12 protein-coding genes are annotated in these 18,752 nt (G+C 71.5%); 7 read left to right on the forward strand and 5 right to left on the reverse strand.

The genetic code is table 11. The features are described from left to right. The first annotated feature begins 81 nt into the window (after window positions 1–81). Complete coding sequence (locus tag O145_RS12225; protein ID WP_043563415.1) at window positions 82–957, forward strand: DUF5926 family protein; 876 nt, start codon at window positions 82–84, stop codon at window positions 955–957. A gap of 1,467 nt (window positions 958–2,424) precedes the next feature. On the opposite strand, the gene O145_RS12230 is transcribed toward O145_RS12225, so the two are convergent. The 3 genes from O145_RS12230 to O145_RS12240 form a co-directional block, all read right to left on the reverse strand. Then, window positions 2,425–4,893, reverse strand: a complete 2,469-nt coding sequence (locus O145_RS12230; protein ID WP_043563417.1) for an ABC transporter permease — start codon at window positions 4,891–4,893, stop codon at window positions 2,425–2,427. After that, on the reverse strand, window positions 4,893–5,663 hold the full coding sequence (locus tag O145_RS12235) for an ABC transporter ATP-binding protein (protein ID WP_052375110.1): 771 nt from the start codon (window positions 5,661–5,663) through the stop codon (window positions 4,893–4,895). Before O145_RS12235 ends, O145_RS12230 begins: the two co-directional genes overlap by 1 nt. A gap of 293 nt (window positions 5,664–5,956) precedes the next feature. Next, the gene (locus O145_RS12240; protein ID WP_229118547.1) at window positions 5,957–6,226 is read right to left on the reverse strand and encodes a hypothetical protein; all 270 of its coding nucleotides are present in this window, start codon (window positions 6,224–6,226) and stop codon (window positions 5,957–5,959) included. A 138-nt stretch (window positions 6,227–6,364) separates the two neighbouring features. Between O145_RS12240 and O145_RS19640 the strand changes: the two genes are divergently transcribed. Continuing rightward, window positions 6,365–6,496, forward strand: a complete 132-nt coding sequence (locus O145_RS19640; protein ID WP_267489937.1) for a hypothetical protein — start codon at window positions 6,365–6,367, stop codon at window positions 6,494–6,496. Between the two features lie 299 nt (window positions 6,497–6,795). Here the strand turns inward: O145_RS19640 and O145_RS12245 are convergent, their stop codons facing one another. Together O145_RS12245 and O145_RS12250 are read right to left on the reverse strand one after the other, a co-directional pair. Further along, the gene (locus tag O145_RS12245) at window positions 6,796–8,331 is read right to left on the reverse strand and encodes an MFS transporter (RefSeq protein WP_043563421.1); all 1,536 of its coding nucleotides are present in this window, start codon (window positions 8,329–8,331) and stop codon (window positions 6,796–6,798) included. Continuing rightward, window positions 8,331–11,477, reverse strand: coding sequence for a glycoside hydrolase family 2 TIM barrel-domain containing protein (locus tag O145_RS12250; protein ID WP_043563423.1), 3,147 nt, complete (start codon window positions 11,475–11,477; stop codon window positions 8,331–8,333). The genes O145_RS12245 and O145_RS12250 overlap by 1 nt, the downstream gene beginning before the upstream one ends. A 331-nt stretch (window positions 11,478–11,808) precedes the next feature. Between O145_RS12250 and O145_RS12255 the strand changes: the two genes are divergently transcribed. The 5 genes from O145_RS12255 (at window position 11,809) to O145_RS12275 (ending at window position 18,721) form a co-directional block, all read left to right on the forward strand. Further along, window positions 11,809–12,846: a LacI family DNA-binding transcriptional regulator gene (locus O145_RS12255; RefSeq protein WP_052375101.1), complete on the forward strand. Its 1,038-nt coding sequence runs from the start codon at window positions 11,809–11,811 to the stop codon at window positions 12,844–12,846. 139 nt (window positions 12,847–12,985) lie between these two features. After that, complete coding sequence (locus tag O145_RS12260; RefSeq protein WP_043563424.1) at window positions 12,986–13,873, forward strand: fructose bisphosphate aldolase; 888 nt, start codon at window positions 12,986–12,988, stop codon at window positions 13,871–13,873. Window positions 13,874–14,183: 310 nt separating this feature from the next. Continuing rightward, complete coding sequence (gene pulA, locus O145_RS12265) at window positions 14,184–17,180, forward strand: pullulanase-type alpha-1,6-glucosidase (protein WP_043563426.1); 2,997 nt, start codon at window positions 14,184–14,186, stop codon at window positions 17,178–17,180. 385 nt (window positions 17,181–17,565) lie between these two features. After that, a complete protein-coding gene (locus tag O145_RS12270; RefSeq protein ID WP_043563428.1) occupies window positions 17,566–17,976 on the forward strand; it encodes a DUF488 domain-containing protein in 411 nt (136 codons plus the stop codon). A gap of 190 nt (window positions 17,977–18,166) precedes the next feature. Next, complete coding sequence (locus O145_RS12275; protein ID WP_043563430.1) at window positions 18,167–18,721, forward strand: nitrous oxide reductase accessory protein NosL; 555 nt, start codon at window positions 18,167–18,169, stop codon at window positions 18,719–18,721. The last annotated feature ends 31 nt before the right edge of the window (window positions 18,722–18,752 follow it).

Genomic DNA, 18,752 nt, shown 5'->3' on the forward strand with positions numbered 1-18,752 from the left:
CCGCCGATCTCGTACGAAAATGTCTATCTCGACGCAGGTGGGGCGGCGACGGCGAGTGCGCCGCCCGGTAGTCTGGCCGGCATGTCGAAGAAGAACCGTCAGAGGCGCCGGGCCGACGCCGCGACCAAGGCCCCCAAGAAGAAGCAGATCCCGTTCGTGGCCCGCCCCTTCGAGGGGCTCGCGGGCGAGCGGGAGCTGGTCGCCATGATGCAGATCCTGCCCGCCGCCGCCATGACCGTGCGGCTGAACGCCGAGCACGGCGGGGGCGACGTCAGGCTCGTCACCCTGCTGCCCGAGCTCGCCCAGGCCCTCAAGCGCGCCGACGGCGAGGTCCTAGTCGCCATGCAGACCAGCATGCACTCCGGGGACGCCAGCCGCGACATCGCCGCTGCCCTGCTGGACGCCCTCGACCTGGACGCCGGCGCCGCGCTGGCGGTCAGCGGCCTGCCTGAGCCCGGCGAGCGGCTCCAGGACATCCTCGACCCCGCAGCCGCCCCGCAGCTCGACGTGCGCGAGACCTTCGACTTCTGGCTCGACGACGAGACCGCGGACAACCCGGAGGTGCTGCGCTCCCTGGAGGACGCCAAGGCCGAGATCGCCCCGACCGCGCCCGTGCCGGGCGTCGAGCAGGCCTACTGGTGCCGCATGAACGGCAAGGAGTTCGTGCGCTGGGTGCGCGGCGAGGACGAGGACGTCTTCTTCAACGCCTTCGCGCGCGTGCACGCGGCCCGCGAGTCGGACCTGGAGGAGGGGGCCCGCTTCGTGGGCGCCTTCCGCGCCTGCGGCCTGGCCATCCCCGTGTGGGAGCTGGTCCCCGGCACCGAGGCCGACGAGCTCACCGAGCCCATGCGGGCCATGGCCGAGCGCCTGGAGGCCACCCTGGCCGACGACGCCCCGCTGGATGCCGCCGCCCGCCGCGCCAAGGCCGGCATTATCTCCCGGCAGGTCAACCTGTGACGACGCCGGCGCCGGCCCGCTGAGCCGGGTCGGCGCCGCCGGGTCCCGGCAGGGCTCCGGCCCCGCTGGTGTCGTCCGGGCAGTGGCGTGTCCGACGGCGGGCGTGCCCGTCCCCAAGAGGAAGAGTGAGGCGAGTCACGATGAATTCTTGACCTTCGAGTTTCCCGCTTATAAGGAACTTTATGAGACGGGGTTCTGCTTGTGTTGTTTGATGGGGCTGATCATTAGTTTGGTGGGTTATTCGCTACACTCCATGAATAACTCTCCAGTTCTCCGGAAGGTAGAGTGCATGGGCTGCCAGGCGTGTCTCGGACAGCCTTGAAAGTTGTGTCTCAGGCTGCTTGTCTTGTTGCTCGGTGCTCCTGGTTGACCTCGCCCTGCGTCCTGCGCCCCAGGTCGGAGTGGAATATCGTCTCTTCTCGTCGGGCGCCTGCGGGCCGCCGTGTCGATCGCCTCGCACACCAGGGCTGGTGCCGCGTGCCCCGATCGCGTACCCGACTGCTTTCTTCGTGCAGCAGCCCGGGAGCGGTCGCCAGGCGGATCGGGTCCCTCCCCGGGTGCGGATGCAGGTGGATGTCGCCCACCCACCTGTTCTCCCGGCTGGCCGGCGGCGGGAGCCCGCGCCCGGACCGGGCCGGGGCGTGAGACTCCGGGCCCGGCGGCCCAGGGGGGGCGGTGGCGCTGGGTCCTCTCGGCGGGGCCGCGGCCTGGCGGGCCCGAGCGCAGGGCGGGTGCGCACCGCCCCCCCCGGGGGGGCGTCTCAACAGCTTCTGCGAACCCCGGCGGCACGGGATACGGCGCCAGCCCACAGGGCGGCGCGGGAGCCGTTGAGGACCGACCCACTCGACCAGGGCGCCAAGCCCCCTTACCCGCCTCGTGCGGACCCTGACGGCCGCCTCCCCGCCCAGGCGCAGCACCCCGACCCGGACCTGGATACTCTCAGACAGCGGCACACCGATAGTGACCCGCCAGCCGCCTGCCCACCGCGGTGGACACAGGTACGCGTACCGGGCGCCCACCGGGACCCTCCAGGCGAAGGAAGGAAACCACTTCCCCCCAGGAGCCCGCCCCCCATCCTGGTCTCCCGCAGCCAGGCGCACAGCCACCTGCTCCCAACCGACCGCCCCGCGCTCACCCCTGCTCCAGCGGACTCCGGGCGGACCCTTGCCGCCACCTCATGACCCAGCCCCCCACCGCCCCAAGGAACCAGCCCACAGGGCTCCGCCACCCCCACGACAGTCCGGTCCTTCTCCAGGACCTCAAGGACGACCCGCCGCCTCGAGCCCACCGCCGAGCCTGTCAAGGCTGTCGAGTCTGTCGAGTCCCTGTGCTGCCACAAGCCGATTCAACCTCGCTTCTCGAGTTCGTCTTCTTTTCCACCACTGTCCAAGAAACACCAGGCACCTCAGTCTGTGGGTCGCGTCGGGCTGTGCTGTGTGCTGTTCCCGAGACGCGTGATTTCATTGCTCAGTCGGCCGCCAGGGCGGTCACCGGGGCTACGGCGGCGGCGCGTCCTGCGGGTCGTAGTGAGGCGAGTACGCCAATGCCTCCGGCGGCCAGGAGTATTCCTGCCAGGGCCGGCCAGGGGATGCTGATGACTGCGAAGTTTCCGGAGTCGGTGTTGAGCAGCGCCTCGCTGCTCGCTATGCCCAGGGCGCAGCCGAGGGCGATACCGATGAGGCCGCCGAGTACCGCGGTGAAGAGGGCCTCGGCGATGACGAGGCGCCTGATCTCTCGGCGCTGAGCGCCGGTGGCGCGCAGGACGCCGATCTCGCGGGTTCGTTCCAGGACGTTGATGTCGGTGGTGTTGGCCAGGCCGGACAGGGTGATGAGCATTGTCAGCCCGAGGACCGTGCCGATCACCGTGATGACACGATTGACGACCTGGGTGAAGGCTGTTCGGCCGTCGCTGGAGGAGCTGACGATGAGGCCTGAGCCTCGCAAGGACTCGCGGACGCCGGCGGCCGGAGCGGGGCCGGAGCCGTCGCCGCTGACGCGCACCCACATCCCGGTGTCGGTCGGGGCGTCGCCGTTCAGCTGCCGGGCCGTGGCCGGGGTGATAACCGGTCCGAATCCGCCTTCTTGGACGTGGGCGGTCAGGGCGGTGGTGCCGGCGGGGCCGGTGAGGGTGACCATGGTGCCGTCGGGAATGTCGTAGAGGCCGCCGATGATGAGGGTGCTGTCATCGAGTCCCTCCAGACCCACCCGGGAGCGGATGACGGGGGAGACCGCTTGCTCGTCGACGACGTTGACTGTGAGCTCCTGGGAGTCTGCGCCGTCGGGGGCGGCTTGGACGGTGAGCTCGGGGACGAGCGTGGTGGTCTGGATGCCGTTGATTCCTTGGATCTGTGCGGTGAGCGAGGCGGTGTCGTAGCCCGCGGTCATGCCCTCGATGCGGATGTCGATGGGGGCTCTGGAGTTGAGGTAGGCGTCCATGGAGGCGTTGATGCTCGCCACGCCGACGACCATGGTGGTGGCCACGCCGACGGATACGAGGAGGGCAGCGGTGATGGCGGCGGCGCGTCCAGGGCTGCGGGCGAGATTGCGGGCCGCGAGATGGAGGATGGGGGCGCGTTCGGCGCCGGCGAGGCGCCCGAGGAGCCGCGCGGCGCCGACCACAATGAGCGGCAGGGCGGCCAGGACGCCGAGGAGGAGGATGACGGCCCCGGCTACCGTGTACTGCAGGATCCTGAGGTTCATCGCGAGGATGAGAATCGAGGCGCCCCCGGCGGCGATGACGGCTCCCCCGATGACGGCGGCCAGACGGCGCCTGCCCAGGGCCCGGTCGTCGGCGACCTGGCCGGTCAGGGCGATCAGCGGTGAGACACGGGCCGCCTGGCGGGCGGGGCGCAGGACGGCGACGAGGGTGACCAGGACGGATATCCCGACAGCCAGGGCCAGGGCGGTCCAGGTGATAGTCAGATGCCGCGGCTCGAGACCGTTGATGGTCCCGGAGCGGATGAGGAGCGCGGCTGCGCCGGTTCCCGCCGCGGCCCCGATGACGGAGCCGAGCAGGCCGGTGAGTGCGGCGGTGCGCAGGACGGCGCCCATGACCTGGGCTCGGGAGGCGCCCACGCAGCGCAGCAGGCCGGTGGTGCGGGTCTGGCGGGCCACCAGGGTGGTGAAGGTGCTGGCGATAATGATTGCGGCCACGATCGCGCAGACGGGGCCGAGGATCACGAGCAGCTGCAGCGTGGTGGACGCGCTGCTGCCGCCGTTGCTTTCGGCGCGTATCGCGACGATCTCGTCGGCTGTGTAGACCTGGGCGTTGCCGGCGGCCTTCGTCACCGAGTCCAGCAGGTCGTCGGTGGAGGTTCCCTCGCGTCCGGTGACGTAGAGGACGGCGGGTGCCTCGCTGACCCCCAGGGCGCTGCGCTCGTCCGCGGTGGCGAAGACGAAGGAGTCCTCCGGGTTGCGCCGAGTCAGCTCGGCTGCCGGCTTGATAATGCCGACAATGGTCGCCGTCGAGCGCGATCCGGTGGTGGTCTCGCCGTCCGTGAAGGCGACGGCGCTGCCGACCTCGACACTCTGGCTCTGGACGAAGGAGGGGGAGACGGCGATCTCGCCGCCGGTCGCGGGCAGGCGACCGGCTTCCAGGCGCGTATCACCCGTCAGCTCGGGGACGTCCAGGACGAAGGTGTGGGAGTCATTGGCGGTGCCGGGATTGTCGATGTAGGTGAGTCCCTCGATATACGGTCGCACCTTCTCGATCTCGGGAGCCGCGGTGATCTTCTGCGCGGTGTCTTCGGACAGATGCTCCTCATGCCGCCCGGGCAGGACGACGACGTCGGCGTTGCCGACGGAGGCGCGGGCGCCGGCCTGCAGCTGGGTGCGCAGGGTGTCGGAGGTGATGAGGGCGAAGGCGATGAGGGCGGCGCTCATGGCCACGGCCACCAGGGCGGCGGTGATGCGGCGCGTATCGAGCAGGGCGGGCATCAGCGGGCCTCCGTCCCGCTGGTGCGCCCGGTCCTCGGGCGGGTGCCCGCGGCGTGGGCGCCGGCCGCGTGGTGCACAGGGCCGTCGCCGACGACGTGCCCGTCGCGCAGGTGGATGGTGCGGTTGGTGGTGGCTGCAGCGTTGTGGTCGTGGGTGACCATGACGACAGTCTGGCCGAGCTCGGCGCACATGCGGGCCAGGGTCTCCAGCAGGGAGGCGGCTGAGGCGGTGTCCAGGGCGCCGGTGGGCTCGTCGGCGAAGACGACCTGGGGCTGGCCGATGAGGGCGCGGGCGACGGCGACGCGCTGTTGTTGTCCGCCGGAGAGCTCGGTGGGGCGGTGGGTCAGGCGGTCGGCGATGCCCAGGGTGGTGATGACGGTGTGGTGCCAGGCAGGGTCGGGTTTGCGGTGGGCCAGGCGGGTGGGTAGGAGGATGTTCTCCTCAGCGGTGAGGGTGGGCAGGAGGTTGAAGGACTGGAAGATGAAGCCGAGGTGGTCGCGGCGCAGGCTGGTGAGCTGCCTGTCGTTCATGGTGGACAGGGGGCGGCCGGCGATGAGGACGTCGCCGGTGGTGGGGGTGTCCAGGCCGGCCAGGCAGTGCAGGAGGGTGGACTTGCCGCTGCCGGAGGGGCCCATGACGGCGGCGAACTGGCCGCGGGTGATGGTCAGGCTCACGTTGTTCAGGGCGGCGACCCGGGCCGGGCCGGTGCCGTAGACCTTGGTGAGGTTGCGCGCCTGGACAACCGCGTCGGCCGGCGGGGCCGCGGCCAGTGGGGGCGCGGCCGGCGGGGCTGTCTGGTGGGCCTGGTGCGGGTGGCTGGCAGGGTGGTGGGGCACTGCTGTCTCCTTACGGGGCGACCGGGCGGGTCCCGGAACGACGGTCCAAGGCTAGGAATCGGCACAACGACACCGGAACACGTCGAAAGAGCCGATTCGTGCGGGGCCTCCACCGAAAGGAGGAGGCGCCCCGCGCCGTCGGCCCGAACCGATCTCGGTGCGGAATACGGCCGATCTCGAGCCGGAGGTGAACCGATCTCGATGTGGCGGTGCGGTGCGGTGCGCGGTCAGTGCCGCCGGCGGCGACGGTGGATCTCCGGGACGTCGAGCACGGGGACGGCGCGCAGCATGAAGGTGTCGAAGTCGGGGGCTGTGAAGGCCGCGTAGCCGTGCTGGGGCGTGTAGAGCAGGCCCATGTCGATGAGCTGGGAGCGGATCGGGGCGCCCTGGGGCGACTCGCGGCCCATGAGGGCGGCGACGTCGGCCGCCCTCTGGGGCTCGGGCCCCAGCTGGGCCATGGCCCGCAGGGGGTGGGGCGGCGCCAGAAAGCTCGTCAACGAGCGGCCCTTGGTCGTCGATAAATGTAAGGATCCTTCTGGCGGAGCTCTAGATAGACGACGCTGGTCATTGTGGGGTCACCTCAATAATGCCGCACCAAGGCAGGTCCGTGCGGCTCAGGGGAGGAAACTCAGGAAGTGAGCGACCTGCAATGCAGAAAGTTCATGCAGGGCACTCCAAATCATCAATGGGTCTTTATGCCCAATGTTGCTCAAGCGGATGGGGCGGTATTGAGCCGCCGAGCGGCGCATGAGATTGCGGTGGTCTGAGCGGCGACCGCCCGCCCCGACGGGAGCGGGCGGCTTGCGGGACGATGGGGCGTGGCTTGTGGCTTCGCGCGTGTCGGGTCCGACGCGCTCCGGGTGCCGGTCGCCATCTGTCCGCTCGACGACGTCCGGCACCCGGGGCTGTTCTGCGCGGCCTCTCGGCACTGCCGCGCCACAGCCTCCGTCCGGCACGACCGCGCTACTCCGGACGGAGACGGAGTCTCAGCCTGCGCTGTTGCTGCCATCTCCGACGTCCGCGCGGTCCGCGGCGCCTCCGCCGGCCCCGCGTCGGCGGCGCAGCCTCACTCCGGGTCGGCTGCGCGGTCTGCGCCGGCTGCCTCGGATGCGCCTCCTGTACCGGCCGCCCTGGCCGGGTCGGCCGACCCGGTCGCGTCGCCGGCGCCATTGGCGCTGCTCGCGCCCTCCGCGGCCTCAGCCCCCTCGGCGGCGAGCTCGGCGCGCAGGCGGTCGTTGGCCTTCTCCACATCGAGGCGCCACAGCAGCAGAAGGATGATCCCGTTGGCGATCGCGGGGATCCACAGGTACATGAAGTAGAGCATGGAGATGGTCGAGGCAGGCTGCGTCTCGGCGTTGGCGACGTACCCGCTGGAGGCCAGCAGCCAGCCGGCCATGGCCGTGCCCACGCCGCCGCCGACCTTCACGCCCAGCGACGTGCAGGAGAACATGATCCCGTCAATGCGCTTGCCGCTGCGCAGATAGGTGTACTCCGAGGCCTCGGCGATGAGCGCGTTGAGCGTGCCCTGCAGCGGACTCATGCCGATGGAGGCCACGGCGGTGAAGACGAGCATGAGCGGGACGCTGCCCAGGTACCCGGCGACCACCACGCCCAGGCGCCCGATGACGGCGATCGCGTACCCGGTGGTCGTCACCCCCTGCATCCGGCCGAACCGGGAGACGATCGCAGGGGTGAGCACCAGGCCCGCGATGAGCGGGATATTGATCGCCCAGGCGAAGGCGCCCAGCAGGTTGGCGTCCTTCAGGATGTAGGTCATGAAGTAGATGCCCATATTGAGGGTCGCGGTGAACACCTGGGTGAGGACGAAGACGACCAGGATAATGAGGTAGTACCGGTTCCCCAGGAGCAGGCGGGCGGACTCCCGGGCGGTGGGCTTGTCGGCCGCAGCACTGGGCTCTGCGTCGGACGCGCCGGCCTCTGCCCCGGCCCCGGCGCGGTCCTCCAGCTCCTCGTCGGGCAGCTCGCGCACGGACATGACGGAGATGGTGTTGGCCGCCAGCCCGATGAGCGCGTAGATGATCGCGATCGTGCGCCACCCCTGCTCGCCGCCCCCGAGGATCTCGACGCCCTTGACGGTCACGGTCTGAATGAGCAGGCTCGTGCTGAAGGCGAAGATGAACCGGATCGATCCCATCTGGACGCGCTCGGCGCTGTTCTTGGTGATCAGCGCGGTCAGCGTCGAGTAGGCGATATTGTTCGCCGTGTAGAAGCCCGCGTTGAGCAGGGTGTAGGCGATGAAGAACCAGGCGTACTTCGCATTGTCCCCCAGACCGGCCGGAATCGCGAAGATCGCCACGATCAGGGCGGCGCACCCGAAGAACGCCCACAGCATCCACGGCCGGGCCCTGCCCATGCGCGTGCGCGTCTTGTCGATAATGGCGCCGAAGAAGATGTCGGAGACCCCGTCGAAGATGCGCGCGAGCATCATGAGGGTGCCGATCACGCCCGCATTGAGCCCGGCCGTGTCCGTCAGGTAGATCATGACGAAGGCCGACAGGAGCGCGTACACCACGTTCCCGGCGATATCGCCGGAGCCGTAACCGACCTTGTTGTACCACTTCAGGTACTTCTTCTCGTTCATCAGTTCACCTCATTGTGCTGAGCGGGGATGGGGGAGGAGAGGAGGGGCAGGAGCACCAGGTCGAGGCCGAGCGCCCCGCCGTCGACCCGGTACTCGGGCCGCAGCTCGGGACCGCAGCTGGCCGACCCGATGCCGGCCATGGCGCCGTCGAGGCACAGGACGGTGCTCCCGCACTGCGCGAGCTCGACGTTGTGGGCGGTGCGGGTCAGCTCCTCCTGGGTGTAGGGCGAGGCGTTGAAGGAGAAAGGTCGCAGCCCCACGGCGGTCAGCTCCAGGGCGCCGTCGGAGAGGGTGACGTACTCGCAGTCGGCGCGGCTGCCGCTCTCCTGGGGGCGGATGCAGCTCCGGTGGAGCTCGGCCGCCAGCTCGGCGACCGTCGTCGTGAACTCGCCGTGACGGCAGGAGCGGCGCTTGTCGACATAGCTCTCTCCCGGCCCCAGGCCGTAGTAGGCGACCTTCTGCATGGCCTCGGGCAGGAAGAGCCGCAGCCCGAACCGCGGCAGGCCGGGGAAGCCCGCGGACGTGTGCGCGCGCAGTCTCACGGCGAGCTCCCCCGTCCTGGTGACCGTCCACACCGCGCGGACGCCCAGCGCCGGCTGGAGGGCGTCGGCGGCCACCGAGATGTCGGCGTGGAGGGAGACCGTGCCCTCCTGGCCGGCGCTCCGTGCCGAGTAGACCCGGGTGGCCCGCGCGGCGGCGCGGTCGTAGCCGGCCCGCTCCCACTGCTCGCGGACGTGACGGTCGTTGTCCGTGGGGGCGCGCCAGATGTTGAGCTCCATCGGGCGCTCCAGCAGCTCCCGGCCGTCCACGCGCAGGGATTGCGGCAGGCCGGTGCGGGTGTCGAGCACGACGGCGAGGTCGCCGCCGGCCAGGGTCACCTCGCACCCGTCCTGCTCGACGGCGGTCGAGCCCGAGCACTCGACGGTGGCGGCCGCGCCCGCGCAGCCTGCGACCGGCCCCAGGGCGGCCACGGCGCGGTGCCGGGGGTCGGCGTTGGCCAGGGGGATCTCGTCGAAGCCGAGCTCGTGGCCGGCCTCAAGCAGCGGGGCCGGGCGGCGCAGGCGGGAGGTGACGACCAGGTGGCAGCGGCCGGCGTCGGGCACCTCCGGCGCGCAGGGCAGCGTCACGGCCGTGTGGGGCGGGATGGGGCCGGGCGGCTCCAGGGGCCCGCTCTCCACGACGTCGCCGTCGCAGCGCAGCTCGTAGGACAGGGTCGCGTACTGGTCGAGGTCGGTGAAGTCGAGGTCGTTGCGGACGGTCACCAGCCCGCGCTCCTGGTCGTAGCCGACCACGCGCGCGGGGCGCTGGACGTTCTTGAGCTCCAGGAGCCCCGCGTGCGGCACCCGGTCGGGCGAGACGAGCCCGTCGACGCAGAAGTTGGAGTCGTGGACGGCCTCGCCGTGGTCGCCCCCGTAGAGGTAGACGGGCCGGCCGGACTCGTCGTGCCCGGCCAGCACGGCGTGGTCGCACCACTCCCACACGAAGCCCCCGCAGGCGCGCTCGTCGTCGAGGATGATCTGCCAGTAGTCCTCCAGGTCGCCCGGGCCGTTGCCCATGGCGTGGCAGTACTCCACCAGGATGAAGGGCTTGTCCGGGTCGGAGCCGAGGTAGTCGCGGACCTCCTCCAGGGACGGGTACATCCGGGAGTACAGGTCGATATTGGAGTAGTCGTAGGCGCGCTTGGAGTCGCGGTAGTAGGCGCTCTCGTAGTGCGTGACCCGGGTGGGGTCGGTCCGCTTCATCCAGGCCAGCGCCGCCTCGAAGGTGCACCCGTAGCCGCACTCGTTGCCGGCCGACCAGGAGATGATGCAGGGGCGGTTGCGCTCCCGGACCACGCAGCTGCGCACCCGGTCAAGAGTGGCCTCCGTCCAGGCCGGGTTGTCGGCGATCGGCTCGTTCCAGTGCTCGACCTGGCTGGCCCAGGAGGGGTCGGCCAGCATGCGGGCCTGGGTGCCGTGGCTCTCGTTGTCGGCCTCGGACATGACGACGAACCCGTACTCGTCGCACAGCTGGTAGAAGCGGGGGTCGTTGGGGTAGTGGGAGCTGCGCACCGCGTTGATGTTGTGCCGCTTCATGAGGGCCAGGTCGCGCTCCATGTGCTCCAGGCCGATCGCGGGCCCGGTGACCGGGTCGGAGTCGTGGCGGTTGACGCCGCGCAGGGTCAGAGGCCGTCCGTTCAGGCGCAGGACGGCGTCGACGACGTCGACCTCCCGCAGACCCACCCGGTCGGTGATCGCCTCGTGGTCCGTGGCCATGGTCAGGGTGTAGAGATAGGGGTCCTCGGGGGTCCACGGGTGCGGGTCGGGCACGTGCAGCACGGCGCAGTGGGTGAGCTCGGAGCCGTCCGCGGCCGGCGCGAGGGCGCCGTCGGCCACGAGTGCGCCATCGGCGTCGTGCAGCCTCAGCGAGGTGGGGGCGAACCCGCCGCGGAAGGAGGCGCGCACGGTGACGGCGGCGGCCCCGGGCGACAGGGAGGTGGTGGTGGCGTAGTCGGCGAGAGCCGCGCGGGGGCGGGACAGGAGGTAGACGTCGCGGAAGATGCCGGAGGTGCGGAACTTGTCCTGGTCCTCCAGGTAGGTCCCGTCGCACCACTTGAGCACGAGCACGGCCAGGCGGTTGGTGCCCGGCTCGACGACGTCGGTCACGTCGAACTCGCTCGTGGCGTGGGAGACCTGGCTGTAGCCCACGTAGACGCCGTTGAGCCACACGTAGAAGCAGGAGTCCACACCCTCGAAGACCAGGTGGGTCCGCGGGGCCTCCAGGACCGCCGTGTGCTCGAAGTCGCGCAGGTAGACCCCGCAGGGGTTGTCCTGGGGCACGCGGGGCGGGTCGAGGGGGATCGGGTAGCGGACGTTGGTGTACTGGTGGCGGTCGTAGCCCAGGTGCTGCCAGCTGCTGGGCACGGGCACGGACTCCATGCCCTCCAGCGGGATGTCGCGCCCCCAGAAGGGCTCGGTCAGCTCGTGGATGCTCGGGTGGTAGGCGAAGGACCACCGGCCGCTCAGCAGGTGGACGCGGTCGGAGCGCTCGCGGGCGCGCGGGCCGGGGGTGATGGGCGCGGACGCGGGCAGGTAGTAGGCGCGCGGCGGCAGGGTGTTCTCGTGGAGGACCCCGAGGTCCTCGTAGTGCCTGGGAACGATCGTCATTGGTGCTCCTGGGTGCGGTTGGGACGATGGCGTCGGGCCCGGCGGGCACGGCGCGCCTCAGCTCGCGTCCCCCGCATGTCCGGGCCGGCGGCGCCGGCGGCGCTGCGCTGCCGCCGTCGGAAGCGCAGCGCCGCCGGCGCCGCCGTGCCCGCATGGGAGTGCGAACCTGGATGTCGACGTTAACATATCTGCTAGAGTCAAGTACATGCGCAGAAGCGATTGCTATGCCAGCAATTTACTTGCCCGTAGGCGATGGTGGACGTCCATGATCAATATCGTTAACATAGATGGCTTGCCGAGCGCGGCCGGAGCGCTTGGTAGCCTCGGCCTCATGGGTGAGGCCGGAGGATCGCGACGGCGCCGGTCCGGCGCCCCGTCGGTCGCGGACGTGGCCCGGCTGGCCGGCGTGTCGACCCAGACGGTCTCCCGGGTCTCGAGCGGCGCCGCGAACGTGCGCCCCGGCACGCGGGACAAGGTGCTGCGGGCGATGGAGCAGCTGGGCTACTCGCCCAACCTCGCCGCCCAGGCGCTGCGCAGGGGCTCGTTCCGGACGATCGGGGTGGTCACCCAGCACATCCAGCGCACCGGCGAGGCGCTGACCACCGAGGGCGTGCTCGCGGCGGCCTGGGAGGCCGGCTACACCGTCTCCATGGTGCAGGTGGAGCGCCCGGCCTCCGAGGACATGCGCACCGCCGTGCTGCGCCTGGCCCATCAGACCGTCGACGGGCTGGTCGTGGTCCAGGCGGGTCGCGCCGGTCGCGAGCACCTGTCCCTGCCTGCGGGCGTACCGGTGGCCGTGTCGGACTCCGCGCTCGTGGGCTACTACCCCTCCGCCTCGGCCGATCAGGTGCAGGGGGTGCGCGACGCCGTCGGCCACCTCCTGGCGCTCGGGCACCGCACGGTCCACCACGTCACCGGGCCGGAGGACTCCCAGTCCGCCCTCATCCGCTCGGCCGCCTGGGCCGCCCGCCTCAAGGAGGCCGGTGCGGCGGTGCCGGCCCCGGTGCCGGGGGACTGGACCGCGGCCTCCGGGTACGCGGCCGGGGAGCGCCTGGCGGCCGAGCCCGGGGCGACGGCGGTCTTCTGCGCCAACGACGAGGTGGCGATCGGCCTCATCCGGGCCATGCACGAGTGCGGGCGGCGCGTGCCGCAGGACGTCTCGGTGGTCGGCTTCGACGGCCTGTCGCTGGGGGAGTACAGCTTCCCGCCCCTGACGACGGTGAAGCAGGACTTCCGGCGGGCCGGGGTCGAGATGGTCGGGCTGGTCCTGGAGCAGGTGGCCTCCGGCCGGCGGGACGGTGGTCGGCAGATCCTCATCCCCACCGAGCTGGTGGTTCGCGGAAGCACGGCGCCGCCCGGCCGCCCCTGACGCCCGACCTCGGCAAAAGGGGCGAGGCGGCGCGCCCCTGGGGTGCACATGAGAATCGATCTCATGTAAGGTGGTGGTCGCAGGGCCGGTCCGGCCCGACCGCGGAAGCGCCGCGGCAGCCGCAAGCACAGGAGAGACCGTGAACGATCAGCAGGCCGAGCAGATGCGACACGGAGCGGGCTTCATCGCCGCGCTCGATCAATCCGGGGGCTCCACGCCCAAGGCGCTGGCCGGCTACGGCGTCGGCCCGGAGCGCTACTCCAACGACGCCGAGATGTTCGAGCTGGTCCACGCCATGCGCACCCGCGTCATCACCTCCAAGTCCTTCACCTCCGACCGCATTATCGGCGCCATCCTCTTCGAGCGGACCATGGACGGGCAGATCGAGGGCCGCCCCACCGCCGAGTACCTATGGGAGGTCAAGCACGTCGTCCCCTTCCTCAAGGTCGACAAGGGCCTGGCCGACGAGGAGCACCACGCCAAGGTCATGAAGCCGATCCCCGGCCTGGACGAGCTGCTCGCCCGCGCGGTGGCGGCCGGCATCTTCGGCACCAAGATGCGCTCGGTCATCCTGGCCGCCGACCCCGAGGGCGTGCGCGCCGTCGTCGACCAGCAGTTCGAGATCGCCAGGCAGATCATCGCCGCCGGGCTGGTGCCGATCATCGAGCCCGAGGTCGACATCCACGCCGCCGACAAGGCCGAGGCCGAGAAGCTCCTGGTGGCGGCGCTGACCGAGCACCTCGACGCCCTGCCCGAGGGCAGCGACGTCATGCTCAAGGTGAGCATCCCGACCGTGGACGGCCTGTACTCCGGACTCATGAAGCACCCCCGTGTCATGCGCGTGGTGGCGCTGTCCGGCGGCTACGAGCGCGAGGACGCCAACGCCCGCCTGGCCCGCAACCCCGGCCTCATCGCGAGCTTCTCGCGTGCCCTGCTGGAGGGCCTGAGCGACGGCCAGAGCCAGGAGGCCTTCGACGCCACGCTCGCGGCCACCGCCGAGAGCGTCTACGAGGCGAGCGTCGCCTGACGCGATCAAGCCCGGGCCGGCCGGTGGGGCCGGTCCGCTGAGCCCGGCTGGGCGCTCCGGGCAGTGGTGCAGCGCCTGATGGCGGCCGTCGTCGGTTGGGGTTCCGACGACGGCCGCCGTGCCGCCCGGCTGCCCGGTCTGTGCCGCTCCCGTGCTGCTCTCCGGCGCCGCGACGTCGAGTGGTGCGGCGCACATGCGTGGCCGTCGCCCCCGTGGTCCGGGCGATGCGGGTGCGACTCGAGTCCTCCGGACCTGGCGGGAGACGACCCGACGTGCAAGGCTGTGCCTGTCATCAGGAAGGTGGTGCCCCATGACTGTCGACCCCAGACCCGGCGCGGAGAGTCCGGACGGCGCAGTGCCGGCCGACTGGCCGACCGACCCGGGTCCGTACCGTCACCATGACGCCCCGGTGCGGCGGAGTATCCCCGGAATCGGCCAGACCCGGGCCTACTGGGTCGACGAGACGACCCTGGCCTGGCCCGTCGACCTGCTTCCCCACGGGGTGACGCCCTCCATGTGCGTGGGCCCCGGCGGCGGCCCCCCTCGCAGCGCCCCGCCGGTCAGCTTCGGGCTGGTCGTCTCCCCCGACGGGCAGGTCCGAGTCGAGAACGGGATGCTCCACCGCGGGTCCCGGGGATTCGAGCTCTCGCTCGTCCTGACCGGCGAGGTCGCCCCCGAGGTCGTGGCCGCTCACCCTCAGCTGGCCGGCTACCTGGCCCTGACCACCGCCGACGAATTCGGCGCCCCCCGCCTGGGGCGCGAGGACGTCGAGGCGCTTCTGACCGGGCAGCTCGCCGTCGTCCAGCGCACCACCGTGGCCAGCGGCGGCTGGCTCACCGCGTTCACGGGGGTCCAGATCTGGCCGGTGATCGACCGCTTCTGGGGGCGTGCCGCCTCGGCGAGGGACGGCTCGGCGCCCCTGGGGGTCCGCTTCGTCGAGGTCGCGGGTGCCGAGCCCGGGGACGCGGGGGGCGCTGCCGGCGCCGGCTCCGACGTCGGGGCCCCCGGCTCGCAGGCGGCCTCCGGTCCCGGCTCCGGCGATGGGCGCACGGTCCCCGCCGGAGACGCGCTCCCGGCCTTCGCCCTGTGGGCGCCCACCGCCCTGGCCGTCACGCTGCTGGCCTGGGAGACCGGCGACGCGACCGGCTCGGCGCCCCTGGTTGACGGCCCGCCCGCGCGTCTGCCCGCCTGCCGGTGCGACGACGGCCGGTGGGAGGTGGGCGCGGGCCGTGTCGGCGCCGGCGCCCAGTACCTGTGGGAGGTCGAGGTCTTCGTCCCCTCGACCGGCCGGATCGAGCTCAACCTGGTCACCGACCCCTACAGCACGGCCCTGACCCTGGACTCGCGCCGCTCGGTCGCCGTCGACCTGAACCAGCGCGCCCTCAAGCCCTCCTCCTGGTGCGAGAACCTCAACCCCGTTGTCGACTCCGACGCCGCCCGCGTCATCTACGAGCTGCACATGCGGGACTTCTCTGCCATCGACGCCTCCGTGCCGCCCGAGCTGCGCGGCACCTACGCGGCCTTCACCGTTGACTCGGTCGGCACCCGCCACCTGGGCGCGCTGGTGAGCGCGGGCATCGACACCCTGCACCTGCTGCCGATCTTCGACATCGCCTCCGTCCCCGAGAACCGGGCCGACCAGCAGGTCCCCGAGATCCCGGCCGACGCCTCCGCGGCCTCGCGCCGCCCCCAGGCGGCCGTGACCGCCGTCGCCGACCAGGACGCCTACAGCTGGGGCTACGACCCGTACCACTGGATGGCCCCGGAGGGCTCCTACGCCCGGGAGGGCCGCCAGGACGGCGGCGCCCGCACCCGCGAGGTGCGCGAGATGGTGGGGGCGCTGCACGGCATGGGCCTGCAGGTGGTCCTCGACCAGGTGTACAACCACACCGCGGCGGCGGGACAGGACCGGTACTCCGTGCTGGACCGGATCGTGCCCGGCTACTACCACCGCCTCGACGCCGACGGCGCCGTCGAGATGAGCACCTGCCACAACAACGTCGCCACCGAGCGCGCCATGGCCGAGCGGCTCATGATCGACGCCTGCGTGGCGTGGGTGCGCCACTACCGGGTGGACGGCTTCCGCTTCGGCCTCATGGGCTACCACAGCGTCGGGACGATGGCGCGCTTGCGCGAGGCGCTGGAGGAGGTCGCCGAGGACGCCGTCGGCCACCCGATCTACCTCTACGGCGAGGGCTGGCACATGGGGGAGGTGGACGACAACGTCCTGTTCCGCCAGGCGTCCCAGGGTCAGCTCGGCGAGCTGGGCATCGGCACCTTCAACGACCGCGTCCGTGACGCCGTCCACGGCGGCAGCGTCGAGCAGCCCGACCCGCGGACGGACCAGGGCCTGGGAAGCGGGGAGGTGACCGACCCCAACGCCCTGGAGAGCCGCAGGGAGGACGCCTCGCGCAGGGACCTCGCCTGGCGCAGCGACCTGATGCGGCTGTCGCTGGCGGGCAACCTGCGCGAGTTCACGCTGCTGACCTCCGACGGGCACTGGCGCCGCGGCGAGGAGATCGGGTACGGGGACTCCCCGGCGGCCTACGGCGTCCAGCCCGCCGACTCCATCGCCTACGTGTCGTCCCACAACGACGAGACCCTCTTCGACCGCCTCGCCTACAAGCTGCCTCTGACCACCTCCATGGCGGACCGGGTGCGCATGAACACCCTGTGCCTGGCCGCCGTCACCCTGGGTCAGTCGCCGGCCTTCTGGGCGGCTGGGTGCGAGATGCTGCGCAGCAAGTCCCTCGACGCCGACTCCCGCGACTCCGGCGACCACTTCAACGCCATCGACTGGACCGGGCGGGACAACGGCTGGGGGCGCGGACTGCCGCCGGCGGACCGCAACTTCGAGTCCTGGATCATTCAGGCCGATCTCCTCGCCCGCGACGAGCTGCGCCCCACCACCCACGACATCGCCGTCGCCCAGGCGCAGGCCCTCGACCTGCTGCGCCTGCGGCGCAGCACGCCGCTGTTCTCCCTGGGGTCGGCCGAGCTCATACGCGAGCGCGTGAGCTTCCCGGTCTGCGGGCCGCAGGCGCAGCCCGGCGTCATCGTCATGGTGATCGATGACGGCGCCGGCGAGGCGGACGTGGACCCCGCGCTGGATGGGGTCGTGGTGGTGCTCAACGCGACGCCCCATGAGATCAGTCAGCGGGTCGACACCCTTGTGGGGCGCTTCCTGGTGCTCTCCGATGTCCAGGCCGGCGGGGCGGACCCGGTGGTGCGCGAGACGCGCTTCGACCCCGCCACCGGCACGGTGACGGTGCCCGCGCGCACGGTCGCGGTGCTCGTCGAGCCCTAACGGGCCGGTTGCGGGGCCGCCCGCCTGCTTTCGCCGCGATCGGTCGTATTCCGGCTCGAGATCGGTTCAAGGGGGTTTGCGGGGCCCGTCGCCGGGCCTCCATCAGCTCTCCGGGATTCCTCAGGAGGCCCCGGGAGGCCGACATCGACCGGGAAAAGGTGGTTCCTACGCACTTTTAGCACCGGCTTCCGCCCCGCCCTCGTCGTAGAATCGCGGAATCACGCCGATCCCCACCGTGCCCAGGAGGGGTGATCGCTTTAAAAGTGCGTGGGAGCCACCTTTTTGAGGGGGCGCAGCTCGCGGCGGCAGCCTGTGGCGGGCGTCAGGCGGGTGGTGCGGCGTCGTGCTTCTCCTGTCCGCGTCCGCCTGGGGATAGAGTGGGGGTATGAGCCCTGATCGGATCGATCTTCCTGCCGCCTCCGCCGTCGTGATCAAGGGGGTGCGGGACGAGCCCTCGCCCGACGACGGCCGGCGCGTCCTGGCCGACCGCCTGTGGCCGCGCGGGGTGAGCAAGGAGCGCGCCGCGCTGGACGAGTGGGCCAAGGACGCCACGCCGTCGACGGCGCTGCGCCGGGCATTCCACTCCGGAGACCTCGCCTGGGAGCAGTTCGTCCCCGCCTACCGCGCCGAGCTGGAGGAGGAGCCGGCCGCCCGCGAGGCGGTCGACGGGCTGCGCGCCGAGGCGCTGAGCGGCCGGGTGACCCTGCTGATCGCCGGGCACGACCGGAACCACACCCACGCCCGGGTGCTGCGCGAGGCCATCCTGGGCGTGGACGACCCGGACCTGCCCCGCTGAGTCGGGATGCCCGCCCCCTGTTCGGGCGCCGCGCCGGCCACTATGCTTTTTCTTGAGGCGCCGGGGGGGGATCGGGTGCGGGGTGACGCGTGCCACGGGGCTGCCTCCCGGCCCGGGGTCGCGCGGGCTCGTTGGGACGTGCCCGCCCCCGCTCGTGCGCTCTGGACGAGGAAAGAGAGCTGAGACTGAGATGAGGAATGAGACCGGCGCCGTCGTCGGGCGGCGCGCCCTGATCGGCGGCGCCGCGGCCCTGTCCGCCCTCGCGGCGAGCGCCCTGGCCGCCTGCGGGAAGAAGAAGCAGGAGGCCGACGGCCCGGTGGAGGTGGAGCCCGGCGACACGTGCGCGCGCTGCGGGATGCACATCACGGATATGCGGCACGTCGGGGAGATCATCGGCGTCGAGGACGTCTGGAAGTTCGACGACGTCGGCGAGCTCTTCGTCTACCACCAGGAGCAGGGCCTGAAGGACGGCGACGTCCAGGCGATCTACGTCAAGGGCTATGACACGGGCAGGTGGATCGAGGCGGGCTCGGCCGGCTACGTCGTCGCCCCCGACGTCGAGACCCCGATGGCCACGCACGTGCTGGCACTGGGCAAGGAGGACTCCGTCAGTAAGTACACCGCCTCCGCCGGCGCCCGGGAGACGACCTACGACGATCTCCTCGCCAGCCCGCCCGAGGCCACCATGGACACCATGGACATGGGCTCCGGCGGCATGGGCGGCACGGAGTCCCCGTCGAGATAGACATTTTCGTATGAGGTAGACGGTGACACCG

The sequence above is a fragment of the Actinomyces israelii DSM 43320 genome (assembly GCF_000711965.1).
GTDB classification, from domain to species: Bacteria; Actinomycetota; Actinomycetes; order Actinomycetales; family Actinomycetaceae; genus Actinomyces; species Actinomyces israelii.